Genomic DNA, 18883 nt, shown 5'->3' with positions numbered 1-18883 from the left:
GCGAAATCGAGGCATGGTCATACGTCCTTGTCCAAGCGCTTAAATCTCCGATTGAGCTTGGAGAGCTCTTGACGCGTTTCATCAAGCCTCCGTAAGGCGTTCGCTATCGCAGCTTCGACACGCATTTGATGCGCAGCGAGTTTTTGGGCCTGGTGAGAGGCTTGCTGCCGGTCCTGAAGGATTGAGGCTCTATTGAGCAATGAGTTGTCGTGCACAGTCGCGCACAGTGGGCAGACCAACGTGTCCTCGGGCAGATTATTCACTGCGAAATCGTAATCCTTCTCCAAGTCGGCAACCGCAGCCTCAGCAATTCCTCGTTGAACCTTCGCAACCTCAAGCTCCTCCCGCCGGGCGGATAACGAGGCGAGCGCTCGTTGCTCCCGGCGCTTAATCGCAACCATAGACTGCTGAATTTCATGAATGGCGCTATCCAGCTCAGCATCCGTGGCAGGAAGCTCATCGGGCGGCGCAAGCAGCTTTAGCACCTCAACTGCTCGCGTGTACTTATCAACGACCTGCGCATCCTCTGCAATATCTTGTTGCCCACGCGCAATCTCAGCGCCCAACTCGTAGTAGTTTGCTGGATGGTATCCCGCGTGGAAGGAAATAACAGGTCTGCGCCAAGCCTCGTAGCGATGGTCGACAAAGCTGCTCCATGGCTCGACCCATCCTCGCCGCTGGTCGACGTAGAACGCGGAGAAATAGTACGCAGGAGGCGGGACCTCATGAACCCAGGATTCCTTCTTACGAGGCAGAAGAGCCCCAAATCCGACAATCTTCGCGAACTCCCTAGCGTAAGCTCCTGACACCTTTTCGAATCGCAACCATCCTTCGCCATTCCCTTTGTGAAGCAGTATGGTGCTTCGGTGACGAGCGACTGCATACTTGGCCTCCCCAACTGAAAAGGTCAGAATCACACGCGCATCGTGCTGCTTCCAATCGTTGTCGAAATTGAAGTCACACCCCATCGCCCACAACGGCAATCGAGCCAGAGTCGACTTGCCAACGGAGTTATCGTCCCCCGTAATCAGGTTCAAGCCGCTTCCGAACCGGAACATGCTTGCCTGACTTTGGGTAGTCGACTGCACGAGCAGCTTCTTTAATTTCAACGTGTTCATAGGCTTTCGTGCGGAGATTTCGGATGAGAAATTTGTAGTTCTGCTCGTTCACGTTAGCCCCTCAGGTACTCAATTAGGTACGCTGCACGAATGGTCGCTTCGTTTGGCAAGGTGTCTCTCACAATCTGAGGAGCCGCTTCGGCCAAACATTCAAGCTCGACCCTTGTTAGAGCGTTGTCTTGGCGCGCTGAGAGGCACTCCTTAATGGCTCTCTGAGCCTGGATATGCCCGAGCGAGCCTCCCGCCAAGGTGCCAAGTGCAAACTCGCGTGCAGCATCCCTAATGCGCCTACGCTCCAACGCACTGATTGCGAGCTCTTTCGCCAGTTCTTCTACATCGGAAATTAGCTCTTCGATTGAGCGTGTAGAGCAAAACTGTGAAAACAGGGCCTCCACGCGGTCACCGGTAAGCCCTTTCCTTTCAACTAGGTTGTCCCAACTCGCGTAATCCCATTCGACAGAGCCCTTACGGCGAAGCTCATCGTTGAGAAGAAGATAAATTGCCCGGGAGTCCCCCCCGTCTTTAGGGTTTCGCTCACTGATTAATTTCGCGATTAACCCCATCACCGTCAAATCGTGCCGCCTATTCGCCAGTTCAGGCTCGTGGAAGTGTAATTTGTCTATGCTAACGTCAGCACCGAGTTCCGAGCGTAAGGCGACAGCAATATGAGCAGCATCCTCCGGCCCGACGCTTGACCACGGAATCTCTTCCAACCGGAACCCGGACATCGTCAAGTTCAGGGAGAAGCCAGCGGTAGCGACGAGGCGAACCTTTTTCACCCTCGCCTCTATCGACTTGTCAGAGATTGATGAAAACATCTTCGCAAGAACAGATGGCTTCTCTTTCAGGCGCTTAGTTAGTGACTTCGCCGTGTAGGACGATTTTCCACCCGCCTTGACTTGGCAAAAAATGAAACTTGCCGCGTCCGGTTCGAGTGAATTGCTGAACACGACGTCCTCGTGAAACTCCATGAAAACGATACTGGCTTCGCCGCGTTGGTAAAGTTCGAGGAACTCGTATAAAGCCCAGTCATATTGGTAAGCAAAGCGGGCAAGCGTCACCGAGCCAGCTGACTCGCGCTGTGGCTGAAAAAGCGGATTGTCTCGATTGTCCCCGCTGCGTGGATTCTCGGCCGAGTTTTCCCCGCCGGCGCTCTGGTCACGTACCATTTGTATGATTTCTTCTAGCTATCCAAAAATAATACCCTCGATTCAAGTGGACTGTGAAGCAGCCACCAGGTGCCCACCTTCCATTCGACAATCCGAGAATCCACGCAGACAGCAAACTTCGCTCCCAGGCACCGAATGAGCCGGGGGCCATGCAAAGGCCAGTGTAGTTCCGACTCTAACCCATGGACCATCAGGGTTCGTCACTACATTTAGCGGCCTCTATCATCGATTTTGATAGCATGCCTACCAAACTTAAGCGAATGGTTGCCTATAGCTTAGTTACCTTATTGCAGAGAGGGGACGGACTGGTTATCGGAGGCGCGGTGTCATCGATTATGAGAAGTTTAAAAAGTGGTGAAACTTCGTGATACCAGACGGCTTAGCGCTTCGACTGACGATGTTGGTGGATGCCCCCAAGGTTGAATGCCCGATAGCGCATTTCGAGCCCTTCCGCCGCCGGCGGACGTATGGCAAAACGACCAGTCCGGTTCCCGAACAGGGAAAGTGATACGACATTCATAAACCACAGACAAACCGAATCACCAGCGCTTAATTTTAAGGCGCAGGTATTGGCTCGACCTGTTGCCCAAAGTAGACCATGTTCATGGCATCAACAAAGGCCGCCGGAAGCGCTCCGGCGGCATGCAGCTCCTCCACCCTCTGCACCGCCGCAAACGGTTTGCTCGTACCCTTCGACACCGCGTAGCCCAGCAGCCCCTCAAGGTCATTCGGTCTGACCATATGCACAACGTTCGCACCACCAGCAGGGATGGCTGCAGTAATGCGCGCGTTCTCAGCGAAGGCCGCCGGGTTGTCCGCGTCCTCGTCATGCAGGATTCGATAAGGAATATTGAACGCGTTCAGTACCCGCTGGAATGCGGTGATGTTCTTTTTTCCGTCGCAGTCTACCAACGTCACCTCTCGTCGCAATCGTCGATGACGTTGGAATAGTCCGCCAAGGTCTGCAGCACGCTCAAACGCGGCAATAGCGCTAAATTCTTCAAAAAGCACTACCTGTTTCGCGAAAAAAAGCTCATTCACCGTCGGGTGAAACCGCGAAATCATCTGAAGCTTCTCTCGTTCCGTACGGTCTCCGGCCCCAGGGAAGATGTCATAAGCGACCTGGTGACCTGTAACGTCCCCGTCGGGTTGCTTGGTCATTCGGATGATGCCTTTGTATCGCTCAGCGATGTCGAGAAAGACCGGCGAATGCGTGCAGCATGCGACTTGGATGCCTTGTTGCGACGAGAGGCGGTAGAGTACGTCCCGCATTAGCCGCTCCATCTGCGGGTGTAGGTATAGCTCTGGCTCCTCGACCAGCAAAATGGTTGAGCGTGCGAGTACCCCTCCGCCATCCGCCGCTGGCTGCGCCTGGGCCTCGGTCAGCAACTGCAGCAATGTCATTACCAAGGTACGCTGTAGTCCGTGCCCTTGGTGTCCCACCTGCGTGTCAATTCCTGCGAGCGGGTCTCGAATGACCAGCGACGTGCTTGGCATTACAAGGGAACGCAGTTCTGGTCGCTCTGTTCGAATGTACGCTTGCCCTCCGATGACGTCTGCGAGCCCTTGATTAATCCGAGTTTGCAGTTCCCGAATTTCCTGCGCCTGTCGCTCCGGATTTTGCTCATCAGGCTGGAACAGACTGAAGACGGCATCTAGCGCCGCGCTCAATGCAGCCATTTCTGGTCGTTGCGACAACTGACGTTCGACGATGAGATTAATGAGCTTGCCGTACGTCGATGCATCACGTGCACCGGTTTCGTCCGACGCTTCGTGAACGGCTCGGACAAAGATAACGCGTGGGATGATGGAGTTCGCATTTGACTTCCAGTTCCCGCCACCTCCCGGGTTTGGCACCCAATCCGGCGCGGACGGCGTGACGAGGTCAGGCCTGCGCACACGCACTAGGTCACGGAGGGCGTCGCGCGACGCGTTGTTGGGCCGGGCACCTCTATTAGGAAGTTCGTCGATAAACGGCTGGTAATGTGCGGGAAAGGCAGTCCACGCGGTGTCAGGTTCCGGCCATTCGGCAAAGTTATCACGCGATGAATATGTAAAAAGCTGCTCTTTCCACCCGCCTCGCTCACTTTCGTCGGCGTCACCTGCGGGTTCAAACCAATATTTCTTTTTGAGTACCCATTCGCCATTCGCAAGTCGCCCACGCACTGCGACCTGCTCCTGCTCCAACGGCGTCAAGTCATTGAAATGCGCTGTCAGTTCAATCGCATTTTTAACGCCTGTTAGATGCCTTCGAAACAATGACGCATCACGAATACCACTCCCGCTCAAGAAGCAACTTAGCGCAGTCAACACGCTCGATTTACCGCCGTTATTTTCACCAATCAAAATCAGAAGCTCATCCCATTCGAAGCTCGCTTGAGCAATGGCTTTGAAGTTTCGGATGTCGAAGCGGCGTAGACGCATTTGTGTCCCTTCGCGTTATTTATTGGTCGCTTGCCAGAATAACATGTTGAATATGCAAGCTGCGCCGGCTCACGGTCAATGTACGCCCGTCTCAGTGTCCTTGAAGAAAAACCTAGTGGCAATTGGCGACCTATATATGTCTTGACTGGATACCTACCTCGAGCGATTCCTTAATTGCGTATCACTTACTAGCGTTGCCCTGAGTGGAATTCGGAAGGGTACACGGAGGAGGAGCTCCGAGAACGTTTCGATGCTTGCTTCATCCTTGTCGGGGAGCTTGAGGCTTATTGCCGCAGAATAGCCGCGTCGAAGGGTTCGTCACGCGTGGAAACCTTTCGACGGGTGACATTATCCGTGAGGTCGAAAGTGAATGCTCGGGAGTGGAAGCTCAGTGGTGCTGAAGCCGAGTGGCAGTTGATGGAACTGGGACGGCGACTCGAAAACTAGCCGCACCCGATGGCGATAAAACCGCGTACTGGCTAAGTGTCAAAATGTCTGCGCGACGTTACGAACTCAAAGATGACCAGCGGGTAAAACCCAAGTCTAGACGTGCAACCACATACGATACCATTCGCTATGTTCCATAAAATATTGCGATTGGGGCGATGGAGACTGTTCAGACGTTAGACCGCAAACGTGCGGCTGGGGGCTTTGTATCCGGTGGCCTGATTGGAATTCTGGGCGGCCTAATTGGACTGGGCGGTGCCGAGTTCCGATTGCCAGTGTTGGTTGGTTTTTTTCGACTGCCAACATTGCAGGCCATCATCTTGAACAAAGCGATGAGCTTGGTCGTCGTGGCCGTTGCATTAATGTCGCGCACAACGACTATTTCCATTGATGAGCTAGTTCCGCACTTACCAGTTGCTGGAAATTTGCTGGCCGGTAGTCTGGTCGGCGCCTGGTGGGCAGCAGGACATGCAATTAGTATGTCCCGGCAGACGCTTGACCGCGTGGTGATGGTTCTTCTCGTCGGATTGGCGGTACTCATGCTGTCCGAAGCATGGTTCCACCTCCATCAGGCCGGTCGACCACTTTTCAGCTATGCCCCGCTTCAGTTTGGCGTAGGCCTCGTTGCGGGTTTTCTCATTGGTGTTGTCGCCGCGCTTCTCGGCGTAGCCGGCGGCGAGTTACTTATCCCCACCATCGTCTTGCTGTTCGGAGTTGACATCAAGCTGGCCGGGAGTCTTTCGCTCATCGTCAGTCTGCCTACGATGATTGTCGGGTTCTTTCGCTACCGCAACTCTGATGCCTTTTCCGTCTTGAGAGCCGAGCGCTATTTGGCAACCGCGATGGCTGGCGGCTCTATCGTCGGAGCCATCATCGGTGGAATGCTGCTCGGCCTTGTCCCAACGAACCTACTGATTTCGCTCTTGGGCGTGATTCTTCTGATTTCCGCTATTAAGACGTTCCAGCACTCCCGCTGAAGCTGACTTAGCGGTTAGTCACTATGGCCGGTCGTTTGCTTTGACCATGCAAACGGCCGACGCAGGACAGATACTCGTGAACTGCGAGCTTCGCTGGAGCACCTCTGGTGCGCCGCTTCGGTCCATGACCTCATATCCTCGCCGGGCGAAGAACTGGCTCGCAGCGGTCGTCAGCAAGTAAAGCGCATCGACGGCCTGCTCTCGAGCTATTGCTTCCGCTGCGGCAACGAGTGCCTGTCCAATCTTCATCCCCCTAACCTCTTCTGCCACGGCGAGGGAGCGTAGCAGGCCGACTGTGCCGGAAAGCTCCAAGCCGACACTTCCAACGATGTTCCCATTGGTCGCTACGGCGACGAGAAATCCAATACCCGCTGACTCAGTAACGTCTTCCCACGGCAGTTCGCACTTGGCGAGCAGCGCTCTAATCTGCGGGATTTCGTCTACGCGCGCCAGGCGAATCATGATGCTACTGTCGTTCATCGCGAGTTACTCCGCTGAAACTGCTGACGGTGAGTGCGCGTGCTTTGCGGCATGCGCGCCACGAGCAAAATAAACGGCAAAAGCAAACGCTACTGCTGACATCAACGAAACGGCCAGCACCACCCATTCGACTGGCAAGTACCGCTGCTGAACACTCCATATCGCCGCGGCCGAAATCGGCGCGATACCTTTCGCGATATTCGATGGCATCGACAGTAAGCCACTGATGCCCCCGTATCCCTCCGTCCACATCAAATCCTGCACGATGGTGCCGCGCAGGATTGTCATCATGCCATTTGCACCACCGTAAAGAAGCGCGAACAGCGCGAGCGCATACGGTGACGAGCCGGCAACCAGGAGGACAACAACGGACACCGGGAACACCGTCGTCACTATCAATCCGATGATGGACGGCTTCACGTTTCGCCCGGTGGCAAACCAAGCCGCTCGGGCGATGACTTGTGCGGGGCCGATGATTGCCATTGTCGTCAGAATCACCGCATGAGAGACGTGGCGCTCGACCATGAGGGGAACGAGGTGGAAGGTCAGCGCTGCGAAGGTGGCGTAGTAGGCCGTAAAGCAGGCTGCCAGCGCCCAGAACACAGGACTCTTCAGTGCGCGTTTGGTAGATACTTTGTTCGCCTCGCGGACAAGCGCCCGTTGGTTGCTGGTTGACGCGCCGCTCGAGTGGGCGCGGATGGCAAAGAGGTGAATTGGCAACGCAATCACAAGGTTGAGCGACGCCAACGCGATAAGTGCGCCACGCCAGCCGAACCAGTCCACAAACCCTTGGGTCAGCGGGATGAATACGGTACTGGCAAAGCCGGCAACCAGGGTGATGAGCGTAATCTTCGCGCGAAACGTTCTGGGGTAGTCGCGCGTCACGATGGCGAACACGGGGTCGTAAAGGGTTGCGGCCATTGATATGCCAAGGCCTCCCCACACCACGAAGAGCGTGACCAACGAGTGGGCCTGCGACCAGAGCAACAGCATCGCGCTAGATAGAACAGACCCCAACACCATGATGCGACGGCCGTGCCCGTGGTCAATCCACGTGCCAAGCGGAAACGCCGCGAGGCCGGATACGAGCAAGCCAAAGGAAAGTGCCGCATTCGTGTCCGTGCGCGTCCAGCCCATGGCTTGTTCCATCGGCACCACGAACAGCGAAAAACCGTAATACACAGAGCCCCACGACACCAACTGGGCCAGGGCGAGTGCCCAAGTCGCCGCTAAGCCGTTCTCCTCTTTTGTCGTGGAGGGGCTTGAGGCCGGCTGATTCAGCTGCGAACTTGATTCGTTGCGTTCCATACAGTGTTGCCCCAAGGCTTCCCATGTATTGCTTGGTCTAGAGCAGCGTCTTTCGGCGCCGGCGGAGTGCGTTTGACGATTCTACTTGCAATTCTTTGATATTTCCATAAACTTGGAAACATAGAATGTTCAACGGACCGATTCAATGACCACGCCTAACCTGAACGCAACAACTCTTCCGGCCGCAAAGACTGAATATCTCGACACGTCCATCGCGGCACGCCTTGGTATGCCGGGCGCCGAACCCGTGAGAATTCTTCTTTTGTATGGCTCACTGCGTCAGCGCTCCTACTCCCGGCTACTCGTAGAAGAAGCCGCCCGTTTGCTCGAGCTGTTCGGTGCTGAGACGCGCATTTTCGACCCGCGTGGCTTGCCGTATCCGGATGAGCCGGGTGTCGAAGACCACCCGAAGGTCAAGGAACTGCGTGAGCTGTCCATCTGGTCTGAAGGCCAGGTTTGGTGCAGCCCGGAGCGTCATGGAACGGTATCGGGTGTCCTCAAGACGCAGATTGACCAGTTGCCTTTGTCGATGGGCGGGATTCGACCGACACAAGGCCGCACGCTCGCGGTGATGCAGGTCAGTGGCGGCTCGCAGTCGTTCAACACCGTCAATCAGCTGCGACAGTTGGGTCGTTGGATGCGCATGTTCACCATCCCCAATCAGTCCTCGGTTGCGAAGGCCTACGACGAATTCGATGAGACCGGCCGTATGAAGCCGTCGCCGTACTACGACCGGGTGGTGGATGTGATGGAAGAGCTGGTGAAATTCACGCTGCTGCTGCGTGGACGCGCCGACTACCTTGTCGACCGATATAGCGAGCGTGCTGAAGAGGGACGTGTCCTCGACGTGAACACGGACCTGGCATCGCTCGCGATGGGATTGAACATGGTGCCGCAACATGAAGAGGTCGAGTAAGCCGTGGCCAATATCGACTCGAAGCGCGCCGTTACCGCACTCGCCGCACTTGCGCAGGATTCGAGGCTAGCGGCATTCCGATTGCTCGTGACAGCTGGGTCGCCTGGCATGAACGCCGGCGCGATTGCCGACACGCTCAATATGCCGGCCCCAAGTCTGTCGTTTCACCTGAAAGAGCTGACCCATGCCGGGCTTATCGAGGGCCATTCACAGGGGAGGAATGTCATCTACCGGGCGAACTACGAAAACATGCAGGCTCTCATCGACTTTTTGCTCGAAAACTGTTGCGCCGCCGAAAAGTGTGGCAGCGCTTCCAACGTAGTGGAGACTTAAATGAAGCGATTTCACGTACATGTTGTCGTGCCTAGCCTCGACGAAAGCGTACGCTTTTACAGTGGCCTGTTCGGTGCGGAGCCGACGGTGCTCAAGGGCGACTATGCCAAGTGGATGCTGGAAGACCCGCGCGTCAATTTCGCGATTTCGGCCCGCGGCGGGGAGACTGGGGTGAATCACCTGGGCTTCCAAGTCGATACCGAAGACGAACTCGCCTCGCTGCGTGAGCAGGTGTTCGCCGCGAGTGTCGACATCGTCGACCAGACTGGCGCTCAGTGCTGCTACGCCTCGTCGAACAAGTATTGGGCGAAGGACCCGGCTGGGGTGCCTTGGGAAACCTATCACACGCTGGGGACCATCCCTGTCTACGGCAGGAACAGTCAAACGGCCGAAAAGGGAGAGGCATGTTGCATGCCGCTGACCAATAAGCCCACCACGGATAGCGCGAAGTCCAGTTGCTGCTAAGTGCCGTGTAAACGCGAATTGGCCGCCAAATCAGGCGGCCATTTTGTTTGTGTCGTGCGTAAAGGAGCAGGCAGCGTGGTCAGGCAGCGACCGTCTTCGGTTTGCACTTGACCGCTTTCTTGGGCGCGCACACCTCGGCACCCTGACAGCAATTCTCCGTCAGGAAGCCGATGAGACTGTTCATGTGGTCGATTGCCGGTGCGTAATAGATGAATCGTCCCTCCTGGCGCGCCGTGACAAGGCCGGAGTGAGTCAATTCCTTCAAGTGGAAGGACAACGTAGCGCTCGCGAGACCGAGGGCTTCCTGAATCACACCAACGCTGAGGCCGTCCGGCGCGGCTGTGACGAGCAGGCGAAAAACCGCGAGGCGAGTAGGCTGCGCCAAGGCGGCAAGAGCTTTGACTGCGTCGTTTTCCTTCATGGTGCTTGGTCGCAATGGTTAAGCGACTATTCTAAGCCTATCGAGATGGCTGTGGCGCGTGAGCAGCAATTCCTCACTTGCGTGGGTGTATCCCCCGGTCCCACCTTGGGGACCAAGTGTTCAGCCAGCCCCGTACCCTGCCGTCCGAAAGGCGCTTGTCGGGCATCAACATTTCGATTATATTGGAGATGTCGATTTAATTCGACCATGCCCAACAAGCGGAGAATTTTCGTGACCGAACAACGCAAATACAACGTCCTCTTCCTGTGCACGCACAACTCAGCGCGCTCGATTCTCGCAGAGGCCGCGTTGAACGCGCTGGCCGGTGACAGATTTGTCGCCTACAGTGCGGGCAGCCATCCTGGGACGGCACCGAATCCGCACGGTATCGAGTTGCTGCGCTCGCAGGACATCTCCGTTGAAGGGCTTCGCAGCAAGAGCTGGGATGAGTTTGCCGTCGATGGCGCACCGCGCATCGACTTCATTTTCACGGTTTGCGATGACGCGGCTGGTGAAGTCTGCCCGATTTGGCCCGGTCATCCGGCCAAGGCCCATTGGGGTGTGCCCGACCCGTCGCAGGTCGAGGGCAGCGAAGAGGAAAAGCGCCGGGCTTTCCTGAAGACCTTCGTGCAACTCAAGAAGCGCATCGAACTGTTCACCAACCTGTCGTTCGATAAGCTCGACCGTATGGCGGTTCAGAAGGAAATGCAGAACATCGGCACGTCGCTGCGCGAGAAAGGGGAGTAAAGATGTCGGACAGTCAAACCGTCGATACACCGTCGGAGAAGCCTGCGGGGGGTATCGGGTTCTTTGAGCGATACCTATCCGTGTGGGTCGCCTTGTGCATCGTTGCGGGTATCGGGCTCGGCAAACTGATGCCAGGTGCCGTGCAGTCGATTTCCGCACTTGAGGTCGCACACGTCAACCTGCCCGTGGGCATCCTCATCTGGGTGATGATTATCCCGATGCTCCTGCGAATCGACTTTGCTTCGTTGGGCAAGGTTCGCAGCCAGGTCAAGGGCATTGGCGTCACGCTTGTCATCAACTGGGCGGTGAAGCCGTTCACGATGGCATTCCTCGCCTGGGTGTTCGTGCGGCACGTGTTCGCGTCGATGTTGCCTGCGGACCAGTTGGACAGCTACGTTGCTGGCCTGATTCTTCTGGCTGCGGCACCGTGTACCGCCATGGTGTTCGTTTGGAGCCAACTGACGAAGGGTGACCCGTATTTCACGCTCTCGCAGGTAGCGCTCAATGACGTGATTATGGTTTTCGCGTTCGCCCCGGTTGTTGGCTTGCTGCTGGGCATCTCGAACATTACGGTTCCCTGGGACACGCTCCTGACGTCGGTGGTGCTTTACATCATCATCCCGGTCATCATTGCGCAGCTCCTTCGCAAGGTGCTGTTGGCAAATGGAGAAGCTGGTTTCCAGCGCGCACTCGCAAAGATTGGTCCGTTTTCCATTGCTGCGCTGCTGCTTACGCTGGTGCTGCTGTTTGCGTTCCAAGGTGAGCAAATCATCGAGCAGCCAGGCGTTATTGTGCTTCTCGCGGTGCCCATCCTGATTCAGGTCGTCATCAACGCTACGCTCGCATATCTTGCCAACCGCAAGCTCGGCGTATCTCATGACGTCGCTGCGCCGTCCTGCCTGATTGCAGCCTCGAACTTCTTCGAACTGGCCGTGGCGACCGCAATTAGCCTGTTTGGCCTTAAGTCCGGAGCGGCTCTGGCGACCGTCGTTGGTGTTCTGATTGAGGTGCCCCTCATGCTCGCCGTCGTGAAGGTGGTGAATTCCTCCCGGCGGTGGTACCAACGTCAGTCGTAACGTCTCCCGACAGGCCGCGAATTCGCGGCCTGTTTCATTTTGATACGGCGTCGTGGGATTCGTGGCCAGCAATCTTGTAACGCCGCATCCGTTCCCACAGGCTCTTTCTCGAAATTCCAAGCGCGGACGCCGTTTCGCTGATTCGCCCACCGTGCGTCAGTAAAGCTCCCCGGATATAGAGCGTCTCGCAGCGCTGGAGGTACTGCGACAACGGGGGCTCTTCGGCTTCATCCGTCGGGCCTTCATCACCTGACCCTGTCTCGGGAAAAATGTCTACAGCCCGCAGCACGGGTGAACTCGACAACAGGCAGGCGCGTTCAAGCCGGTTGCGAAGCTCTCTGACGTTTCCAGGCCATTCGGCTGTCACTAGCGCAGCCTCGGCGGCCGGATGCAATTCCTTGATGGCTTCACCGTTTGCTGCCGCGTGGGCCGCCAGGAAACGACGCGCAATCCAAAGTATGTCTTCTGTCCGTTCGCGCAACGGCGGCACTCTGAGCGTCACGACATTGAGTCGATAGAAGATGTCCTCACGGAACAGCTTCTTCTCCACGAGCTCGTGAATATCGACGTGCGTCGCGCACACCAGGCGGAAGTTGCACTCCACAATGTGCTCGCCACCTACGCGTCGGACATGTTTCTCCTGCAGCACGCGAAGCAACTTGACCTGCATGCTCAATGGCAGGTCGCCAATTTCATCGAGGAAGAGCGTTCCGCCATTTGCCTGCTCGAACAGGCCTCGCTTCTGGCGGTCGGCACCGGTGAACGCACCCTTTTCGTAGCCGAAGAACTCCGACTCCATCAATGTTTCTGGGATTGCGCCGCAATTCACTGCAACGAATGGCTCTGAATGTCCCTCGCTTGCCACGTCGTGAATGTATCGAGCTAGGACCTCCTTCCCCGCGCCGGACTCGCCATTGATGAGAATGGAGGATGCCCGTTTGGCTACCCGTGGCACGATTTCCGCAAGCGTCTGCATCGTTGCTGCAACGCCGAGTGGCCCACAATCGAGTTGCGCATGCTCGGGAATCGTCGTGGCAACCAGGTTCCGAATCTTCTCGACCAGGTTGCCGATGTCAAAGGGTTTGGTGATGTAGTCCGAGACTCCGGCTTTGAGCATCGCGACTGCACGGTCGACGGAGGCGTACGCCGTCACCAGCACGAACGGTGGAACGCTTTGCATTGACGTGACCAGACGCGAGTACAGGTCGTCGCCTGACACGTCAGGCAATCGGACGTCACTAATGACTACCGCGTAGTGGGCGCTAGGGATGGCCGCCAATGCCGCGGCGCCCATCGTGTGCCAGTCAACGGCGAACCCTTCTAGCTGGAAGCGCTCCACCATCGACTCACCCATAATCGGGTCGTCCTCAACGAGGCATATCTTCGGGGCGTTCATGACGGTTCTCCATTGCGCAACGGCAATATGACTTCGAATGTCGTGTCGGACGCATCACTCAATACCGCTATCGTTCCACCGAGCTGCGTGACTATTTGGTAGCTAACCCAAAGCCCAATACCATACGAGCGCACGCCTTTCGGGCTTTGGCTTGGCCAGTACGGCTCAAACAAGCTCGTCACCATTTCCTCGGGAATCTGCTCGCCGGTGTTGGCTATCTCGATACGTAACGTCGACGCCTTCACGGCCGCGCGGCAGGAGACCCGTCCGTTCACAGGGACAGCCTTCATCGCATTCAGGAGCAGGTTCAGAACGAGCTGGCGAACTAGGTGGGACGGTACGTTGACGCTCTCAGTTGGGACGTGCCACTGAAGCGCTACGCGCTTAGTGAGGACCTGAGGTTGCACGAGCAGCCTTAGGTCGTCCCAATCCGACGGTGCGGTCGTCGGTGAGTCGAGACGAGCCTCGAACAACAGGGCTCCGACCGTTGCGCGAATCTGAGCCAGGCCACGCTCCAGCAACGCCAGCGTGCGCTGCGTCAGCCCGTCTGGCTGCCCATGCTTCCCGAGGGTGTCGACCGCGTTAATCAGCCCGCCGAGTGGGTTATTGATTTCATGAGCGATACCCGCGGCAACGCGCCCCACCGCAGCCAATCGCTCGGAGACAACCATCTCGCGCTCAAGCTGGCGCTTCTCGGCTAGCTCATCGAGCATGTCTCTAAAGCTGGCGGAGAGCCGGCCAATCTCATCACGACCGTGTGCCACAACTTCGTCTTTGAGCACCTCGGGTTCGGTCGTGTGAACGCGGCCAAGAGCATTGGAGAGTCGATGGAGCGGCCGGGCGATACGTGCGCCCCAAAGCCAACTCAACGGAATCAGTAGCAGAAATCCTGCTGCGTTAAGCACCGCAATTCGAATAAACAGTGTGCCGAGACTGCCACGTAGCGTTCCGGTGTCGTAAGTCGCGACAACGAAGCCAAGCGGCGTGTTGTCTTCTGCCAGCACAGCTCGGGCACCGACAATAGCGTCGTGACTGAAGATGCCAGGGTATTGGAAGTAGAAATCGAGTGGACTGGCGCGTAGTGCGGCAATAGCCGACGAGATGGCGTGCCCCATGTCGTCAGACTTGGTTAGCGTCACATACTGCCGCGGCTCACTCCCGGCATAGACCTTGCCGTTTGCATCGAAGACGACAACCGCCGTCAGCGGGTCGTCGGGTTGCTTCGCGGCGACCGGCGTGCGCACAAACTCATAGACGCGGAAAAGGTCGTCTCTGACCAGTGATTCACGAACTGCGATGGCAGTGGCATTGGTGAGACTTCGGGCGCCATCCACAACGTTGTGCCGAGCATCCGCAAGTGCCAACCCAAGCAGCACCGCCGTGACAGCACACTCGGTCAGGAAGATTGCCGCAGCGAGTGCGAGCGGAATCTTGTAGCGATAACTGACGTTCTCTAGCATCGTAGGCTCACGTCGGCATCGTGTCGGAAATCCGCACGAGGCTTCGAATGCCGTCAAACAACCGGTCGTCGCCAATGACGAAGCGGTCCAAGTTCAGGTGCTCAAGAAGCTCTCGCCCATCGGCGCTCTCCGGCATCGCGAGCAATGCCAACTGGATGCGAGCGAAGGTTTCCATCGACAGCCCCTTACGTGCCACCAGTGGAGGAAAGCCATAGGCCGGCGATTTCCATGCGACGCGAACCCCTGACACCGAATCCGGCAACTGTTTGGCCATTGTGTCGAAGACGTACCCATCGATTTCGCCAGCCGACGCCAGTCCCGTTGATACGGCTTCAGCGACTTTCCGATGAGCGAACGTAAAGAACGTGCGGCTAAAAAAGCTCCGCGGGTCGAGACTATTTCGAATCAACTCGGTGCGCGGAACCAGATACCCCGAGTTCGATTGCGGGTCGCTGTAAGCAAACACCTTCCCTCGCAACTCAGTGATGCTCGATATGTCTTGCTGGGATTTGGGAACGATGAGGTATGACTGGTAGAGCGGGCGCCCCTTGTACTGCGGTATTGCGAGCAGCTTCATGCGGTCAGTGTGAGTGACATATGGGTATCCACATACCCACGCCACATCGAGCTGGTCGGCCAGAAGCATTTCGGTGATTTCACCGTAACTTCCTCGCTGAACAAACTGGACCTCTTGCTCGAGATGAGACTCCAGATGCGCGCGCCACTTCGAGAGAAGCCGCACTTGATTGTCGAGGAAGACAGCCGTCGTTCCGAACAATACTTTTTGCTGCGGAGCAGCAAGCGCAGAGCGAATAGCTCCGCACGCGGCGAGGCCGACGCCGGCCCCAACAGCGTGAATCAACGTCCGTCGGGTGTTACTGAACGGTAACCCGGACATTGCTTTGTCCCCTCTTCCCGTTACCACCTGGAAACATACAACGATGTTTCTGGGGGCATCGAATTATTGGACCCCATGCCGCATAGGCTTCGGTCTCGTGTGGCATGGAGTTTGCCTTTCTCTTCTCGATAGTACTGGTTGCCCGAAGGGGTATCAAGGAGGAGGCATGTCCGATAAGAACTTAACGCGCCGCACATTTCTCAAGCTCAGCGGCGGGAGTGTCGCTGTAACCGCTGTAGGCATTGCACAGCCAGCATCAGCCGCCCCGGCCGCAGCGCCGGATACCAGTCATACGGTTCTTCCCTATCCGCGAAAACCCTTGGGCACTGCGGGGCAGATTGTTCAGGGCACACCGCTCCAATTCAGTTATCCCGACGCATCTTCGCCGTGTCTTGCTATCAAGCTCGGCGTGCCCGCGCCCGGAGGCGTCGGGCCGAATCAGGACATCGTCGCGTACAGCATGATGTGCACGCACATGGGCTGCCCGGTCGCTTACGACGCAGGGACAAACACCTTCAAGTGTGGGTGTCACTACAGCATGTTTGATGCGGAAAAAGGCGGACAAATGATTGCCGGTCAGGCGACGGAGAATCTGCCGCGCATTCATCTTTCCTACGACGAGAAGAGCGGCCGTATCACTGCCACGGGTGTTGAGGGCATGTTGTACGGCCGGCAGGCGAACGTCCTGTAACGGAGGAGTCATGGACAACAACGGTGACCGCATTACGCTGCCGCCCCCGAGCGCGCAACGTACCAACATGACTTGCCACTTCTGCATCGTGGGGTGTGGCTATCACGTCTACAAGTGGCCGGAAGGGACCGAGGGAGGCCGAGCGCCAGGAGAAAACGCGCTAGGCGTCGACTTCAGAAAGCAGGTGCCACCACTATCGCTGACGCTTACGCCCGCGATGACCAACGTCGTGAGCGACGCAAACGGCGCTCGCTACAACGTCATGATTGTCCCGGACAAGGAGTGCGTAGTTAATAGCGGGCTCAGTTCTACGCGTGGCGGCAAGATGGCCATGTACATGTACAACCCGTACGGCTCCACGCGTGACCGGCTTCTCAACCCGCGCCTCTACGTCGGTGACCAGTGGGTAGACACGAACTGGGACCGCGCGATGAAGATTTATGCCGGCCTGCTCAAGCGCACTCTGGATAAGGATGGCCCAAGCGGCGTGGTGTTCTCGGCATTCGACCACGGCGGTGCCGGCGGTGGCTTTGAGAACACCTGGGCGACGGGAAAGCTGATGTTCACGGCAATTCAGACGCCGATGGTGCGCATCCACAATCGGCCGGCCTACAACTCTGAGTGCCACGCCACCCGCGAAATGGGCATTGGTGAGTTGAACAATTCCTACGAGGATGCAGAGCTCGCGGACGTCCTGATGTCGATTGGCAATAACGCATACGAGACCCAGACGAACTACTTCCTCAATCATTGGGTACTCAATCTTCAGGGGGGAACACTCGACAAGAAGAAGCAGCATTTTGCTGGCGAAGCTACGCCAGCCACGAAGATTATTTTCGTCGACCCTCGTCGCTCGCCGACCATCGCTATCGCGGAGCAGGTCGCTGGCGCAGACAACGTGCTTCATCTGGACATCCAGCCGGGGACGGACGTTGCGCTCTTCAACGGGTTGTTCACTTACGTCGTTTCGCAGGGTTGGATTGACCGAGACTTCATCGCCCAGCACACGAACGGGTTCGATGACGCGGTGAAGACCAACCATATGTCGCTCGAGGAAGCCAGTAAGGTCACTGGCGTCTCCGTCGACAAACTGCGCAAGGCGGCAGAGTGGGCCTATAAGCCGAAGACGTCCGGTCAGTTGCCGCGCACGATGCACGCCTACGAAAAAGGAATCATCTGGGGCAACGACAACTACCTGATTCAGTCAGCTTTGGTCGACCTCGTGCTTGCAACACACAACGTCGGTCGCCGAGGCACAGGCGTGGTTCGCATGGGCGGCCACCAGGAGGGATACACGAGACCGCCTTACCCCGGAGACACGAAGATTTACATCGACCAGGAGCTCATTCACGGCAAGGGCCGCATGATGACTTGGTGGGCCTGCAACAACTTTCAGACCAGCAACAATGCCGAGGCGCTGCGCGAAGCCGTACTCAGACGCTCGCAAATTGTGAAAGAGGCAATGCAGAAGGCTCGGGGCGCGACCGATGAGCAACTTGTCGATGCCATTTTCGATGCCACCGGAAAAGGCGGCCTGTTCGTGGCTTCCGTCAACCTCTATCCGACCAAGCTTGCTGAAGCGGCCCACATCATGCTACCAGGCGCGCACCCCGGTGAAACCAACCTCACGTCTATGAATGGCGAACGGCGCATGCGCTTGTCGCAGAAGTTCATGGACCCGCCGGGTAGCGCAATGCCCGACTCGCTTATCGCTGCTCGAATCGCCAATTCCCTGAAGAGCATGTACCAGGCCGACGGCAACTCGAAGATGGCCGCACGCTTCGATGGCTTCGACTGGAAGACTGAAGAGGATGCCTTCAACGACGGGTTCCGGCAGGCCGGGCAGCCAGGGGCGCCGAAGATTGACAGCCAAGGTGGTGGGACAGGCAATCTCGTGACGTATGACCGTCTAAGGGCAGCGGGAAACAATGGCGTTCAGTTGCCCGTCAAGTCGTACACCGACGGGAAGCTGGTCGGCACCGAGATGCTCTACACGGACTCCAAGTTCGACACGGCCGACGGCAAGGCGCAGTTCAAGCCGGCTCCCTGGAACGGTTTGCCGAAAACGGTGGCCCAGCAGAAGGATAAATATCGGTTCTGGATTAACAACGGACGGAACAACGAGGTCTGGCAAACCGCCTATCACGACCAGTACAACGAGTTTGTCCGGGGACGATACCCGATGGCTTACCTGGAGATGAACCCTGACGATGCCAAGGGGCTAGGTGTCTCGGCTGGCGACATTGTCGAGGTCTTCAACGATTTCGGTTCTACGTACGCGATGGCGTACCCGGCTAAGGAAATCAAGCAGGACCAGACGTTCATGCTCTTTGGGTATGTCAATGGCATCCAGGGCGATGTGACGACCGATTGGACCGACCGAAACATCATTCCCTATTACAAGGGCACCTGGGCCAACGTGCGCCGCGTCGGTGCCATGGAGGATTACCAGAAAACCGTGAGTTTCAAGAGCCGACGATACGCGTGATTGCAGTCATATGCCGCCCGCCACCCCGGGCGGCTTTTTTCTTTCCAACGACCATGGAGAAATTAGTGA

General features: G+C 57.1%; 17 protein-coding genes. 8 read left to right on the top strand and 9 right to left on the bottom strand.

Annotation, left to right across the window (positions count from 1 at the left end):
- Window positions 1-17 precede the first annotated feature (17 nt).
- The 3 genes from W930_RS26105 to W930_RS0104965 all read right to left on the bottom strand — a co-directional run bounded on the left by W930_RS26105 (window position 18) and on the right by W930_RS0104965 (window position 4711).
- Window positions 18-1118: an ATP-binding protein gene (locus W930_RS26105; RefSeq protein WP_051610629.1), complete on the bottom strand. Its 1101-nt coding sequence runs from the start codon at window positions 1116-1118 to the stop codon at window positions 18-20.
- Between the two features lie 53 nt (window positions 1119-1171).
- A complete protein-coding gene (locus W930_RS26100; protein ID WP_051610628.1) occupies window positions 1172-2287 on the bottom strand; it encodes a dsDNA nuclease domain-containing protein in 1116 nt (371 codons plus the stop codon).
- 555 nt (window positions 2288-2842) lie between these two features.
- Window positions 2843-4711, bottom strand: coding sequence for an ATP-dependent endonuclease (locus W930_RS0104965; protein WP_028730834.1), 1869 nt, complete (start codon window positions 4709-4711; stop codon window positions 2843-2845).
- A 605-nt stretch (window positions 4712-5316) separates the two neighbouring features.
- On the opposite strand from W930_RS0104965, the gene W930_RS0104960 reads away from it, so the two are divergent.
- Window positions 5317-6135 (top strand): sulfite exporter TauE/SafE family protein, encoded by an 819-nt coding sequence (locus W930_RS0104960; protein ID WP_028730833.1) that lies wholly within the window; start codon window positions 5317-5319, stop codon window positions 6133-6135.
- Between the two features lie 21 nt (window positions 6136-6156).
- Here W930_RS0104960 and arsN2 read toward each other — a convergent pair whose 3' ends face one another.
- Window positions 6157-6615, bottom strand: coding sequence for an arsenic resistance N-acetyltransferase ArsN2 (gene arsN2, locus W930_RS0104955; protein WP_028730832.1), 459 nt, complete (start codon window positions 6613-6615; stop codon window positions 6157-6159).
- A gap of 6 nt (window positions 6616-6621) precedes the next feature.
- Window positions 6622-7923, bottom strand: a complete 1302-nt coding sequence (locus W930_RS26095) for an MFS transporter (protein WP_081814395.1) — start codon at window positions 7921-7923, stop codon at window positions 6622-6624.
- 145 nt (window positions 7924-8068) lie between these two features.
- Between W930_RS26095 and arsH the strand changes: the two genes are divergently transcribed.
- From arsH to W930_RS0104935, 3 genes are read left to right on the top strand one after another with little or no spacing between them, the layout of a single operon-like run.
- Window positions 8069-8839 carry an arsenical resistance protein ArsH gene (gene arsH, locus W930_RS0104945; protein ID WP_028730831.1) on the top strand — a complete coding sequence of 257 codons (771 nt, stop codon included), beginning with the start codon at window positions 8069-8071 and terminating at the stop codon, window positions 8837-8839.
- A gap of 3 nt (window positions 8840-8842) precedes the next feature.
- Window positions 8843-9172, top strand: coding sequence for a helix-turn-helix transcriptional regulator (locus tag W930_RS0104940; protein ID WP_028730830.1), 330 nt, complete (start codon window positions 8843-8845; stop codon window positions 9170-9172).
- Window positions 9173-9637 carry an ArsI/CadI family heavy metal resistance metalloenzyme gene (locus W930_RS0104935; protein ID WP_028730829.1) on the top strand — a complete coding sequence of 155 codons (465 nt, stop codon included), beginning with the start codon at window positions 9173-9175 and terminating at the stop codon, window positions 9635-9637.
- Window positions 9638-9716: 79 nt separating this feature from the next.
- Here the strand turns inward: W930_RS0104935 and W930_RS0104930 are convergent, their stop codons facing one another.
- Entirely contained in the window at window positions 9717-10058 is a 342-nt protein-coding gene (locus W930_RS0104930; RefSeq protein ID WP_025249481.1) for a helix-turn-helix transcriptional regulator, read from the bottom strand.
- A 231-nt stretch (window positions 10059-10289) separates the two neighbouring features.
- Here W930_RS0104930 and W930_RS0104925 point away from each other — a divergent pair, with 231 nt between their 5' ends.
- Complete coding sequence (locus W930_RS0104925) at window positions 10290-10805, top strand: arsenate reductase ArsC (RefSeq protein ID WP_028730828.1); 516 nt, start codon at window positions 10290-10292, stop codon at window positions 10803-10805.
- Between the two features lie 2 nt (window positions 10806-10807).
- A complete protein-coding gene (arsB, locus tag W930_RS0104920) occupies window positions 10808-11881 on the top strand; it encodes an ACR3 family arsenite efflux transporter (RefSeq protein WP_025249483.1) in 1074 nt (357 codons plus the stop codon).
- Between the two features lie 34 nt (window positions 11882-11915).
- Here the strand turns inward: arsB and W930_RS0104915 are convergent, their stop codons facing one another.
- The 3 genes from W930_RS0104915 to W930_RS26090 are packed head-to-tail and all read right to left on the bottom strand — an operon-like array spanning window position 11916 to window position 15635.
- Window positions 11916-13277 (bottom strand): sigma-54 dependent transcriptional regulator, encoded by a 1362-nt coding sequence (locus W930_RS0104915; protein ID WP_028730827.1) that lies wholly within the window; start codon window positions 13275-13277, stop codon window positions 11916-11918.
- Entirely contained in the window at window positions 13274-14737 is a 1464-nt protein-coding gene (locus W930_RS0104910; RefSeq protein ID WP_028730826.1) for a sensor histidine kinase, read from the bottom strand. The genes W930_RS0104915 and W930_RS0104910 overlap by 4 nt, the downstream gene beginning before the upstream one ends.
- Window positions 14738-14744: 7 nt before the next feature.
- The gene (locus W930_RS26090; protein WP_081814394.1) at window positions 14745-15635 is read right to left on the bottom strand and encodes a PhnD/SsuA/transferrin family substrate-binding protein; all 891 of its coding nucleotides are present in this window, start codon (window positions 15633-15635) and stop codon (window positions 14745-14747) included.
- A 166-nt stretch (window positions 15636-15801) separates the two neighbouring features.
- On the opposite strand from W930_RS26090, the gene W930_RS0104900 reads away from it, so the two are divergent.
- Both W930_RS0104900 and W930_RS0104895 read left to right on the top strand, forming a co-directional pair.
- A complete protein-coding gene (locus W930_RS0104900) occupies window positions 15802-16326 on the top strand; it encodes an arsenate reductase (azurin) small subunit (protein WP_025249487.1) in 525 nt (174 codons plus the stop codon).
- Between the two features lie 10 nt (window positions 16327-16336).
- Window positions 16337-18814, top strand: coding sequence for an arsenate reductase (azurin) large subunit (locus W930_RS0104895; RefSeq protein WP_028730825.1), 2478 nt, complete (start codon window positions 16337-16339; stop codon window positions 18812-18814).
- Window positions 18815-18883: the final 69 nt, after the last annotated feature.

The sequence above is a fragment of the Pandoraea sp. E26 genome, assembly GCF_000681415.1.
Classification (GTDB): Bacteria; Pseudomonadota; Gammaproteobacteria; order Burkholderiales; family Burkholderiaceae; genus Pandoraea; species Pandoraea pnomenusa.
Note: the sequence above shows the minus strand (reverse complement) of the source record. Positions and strands in the feature narration are given on the sequence as shown.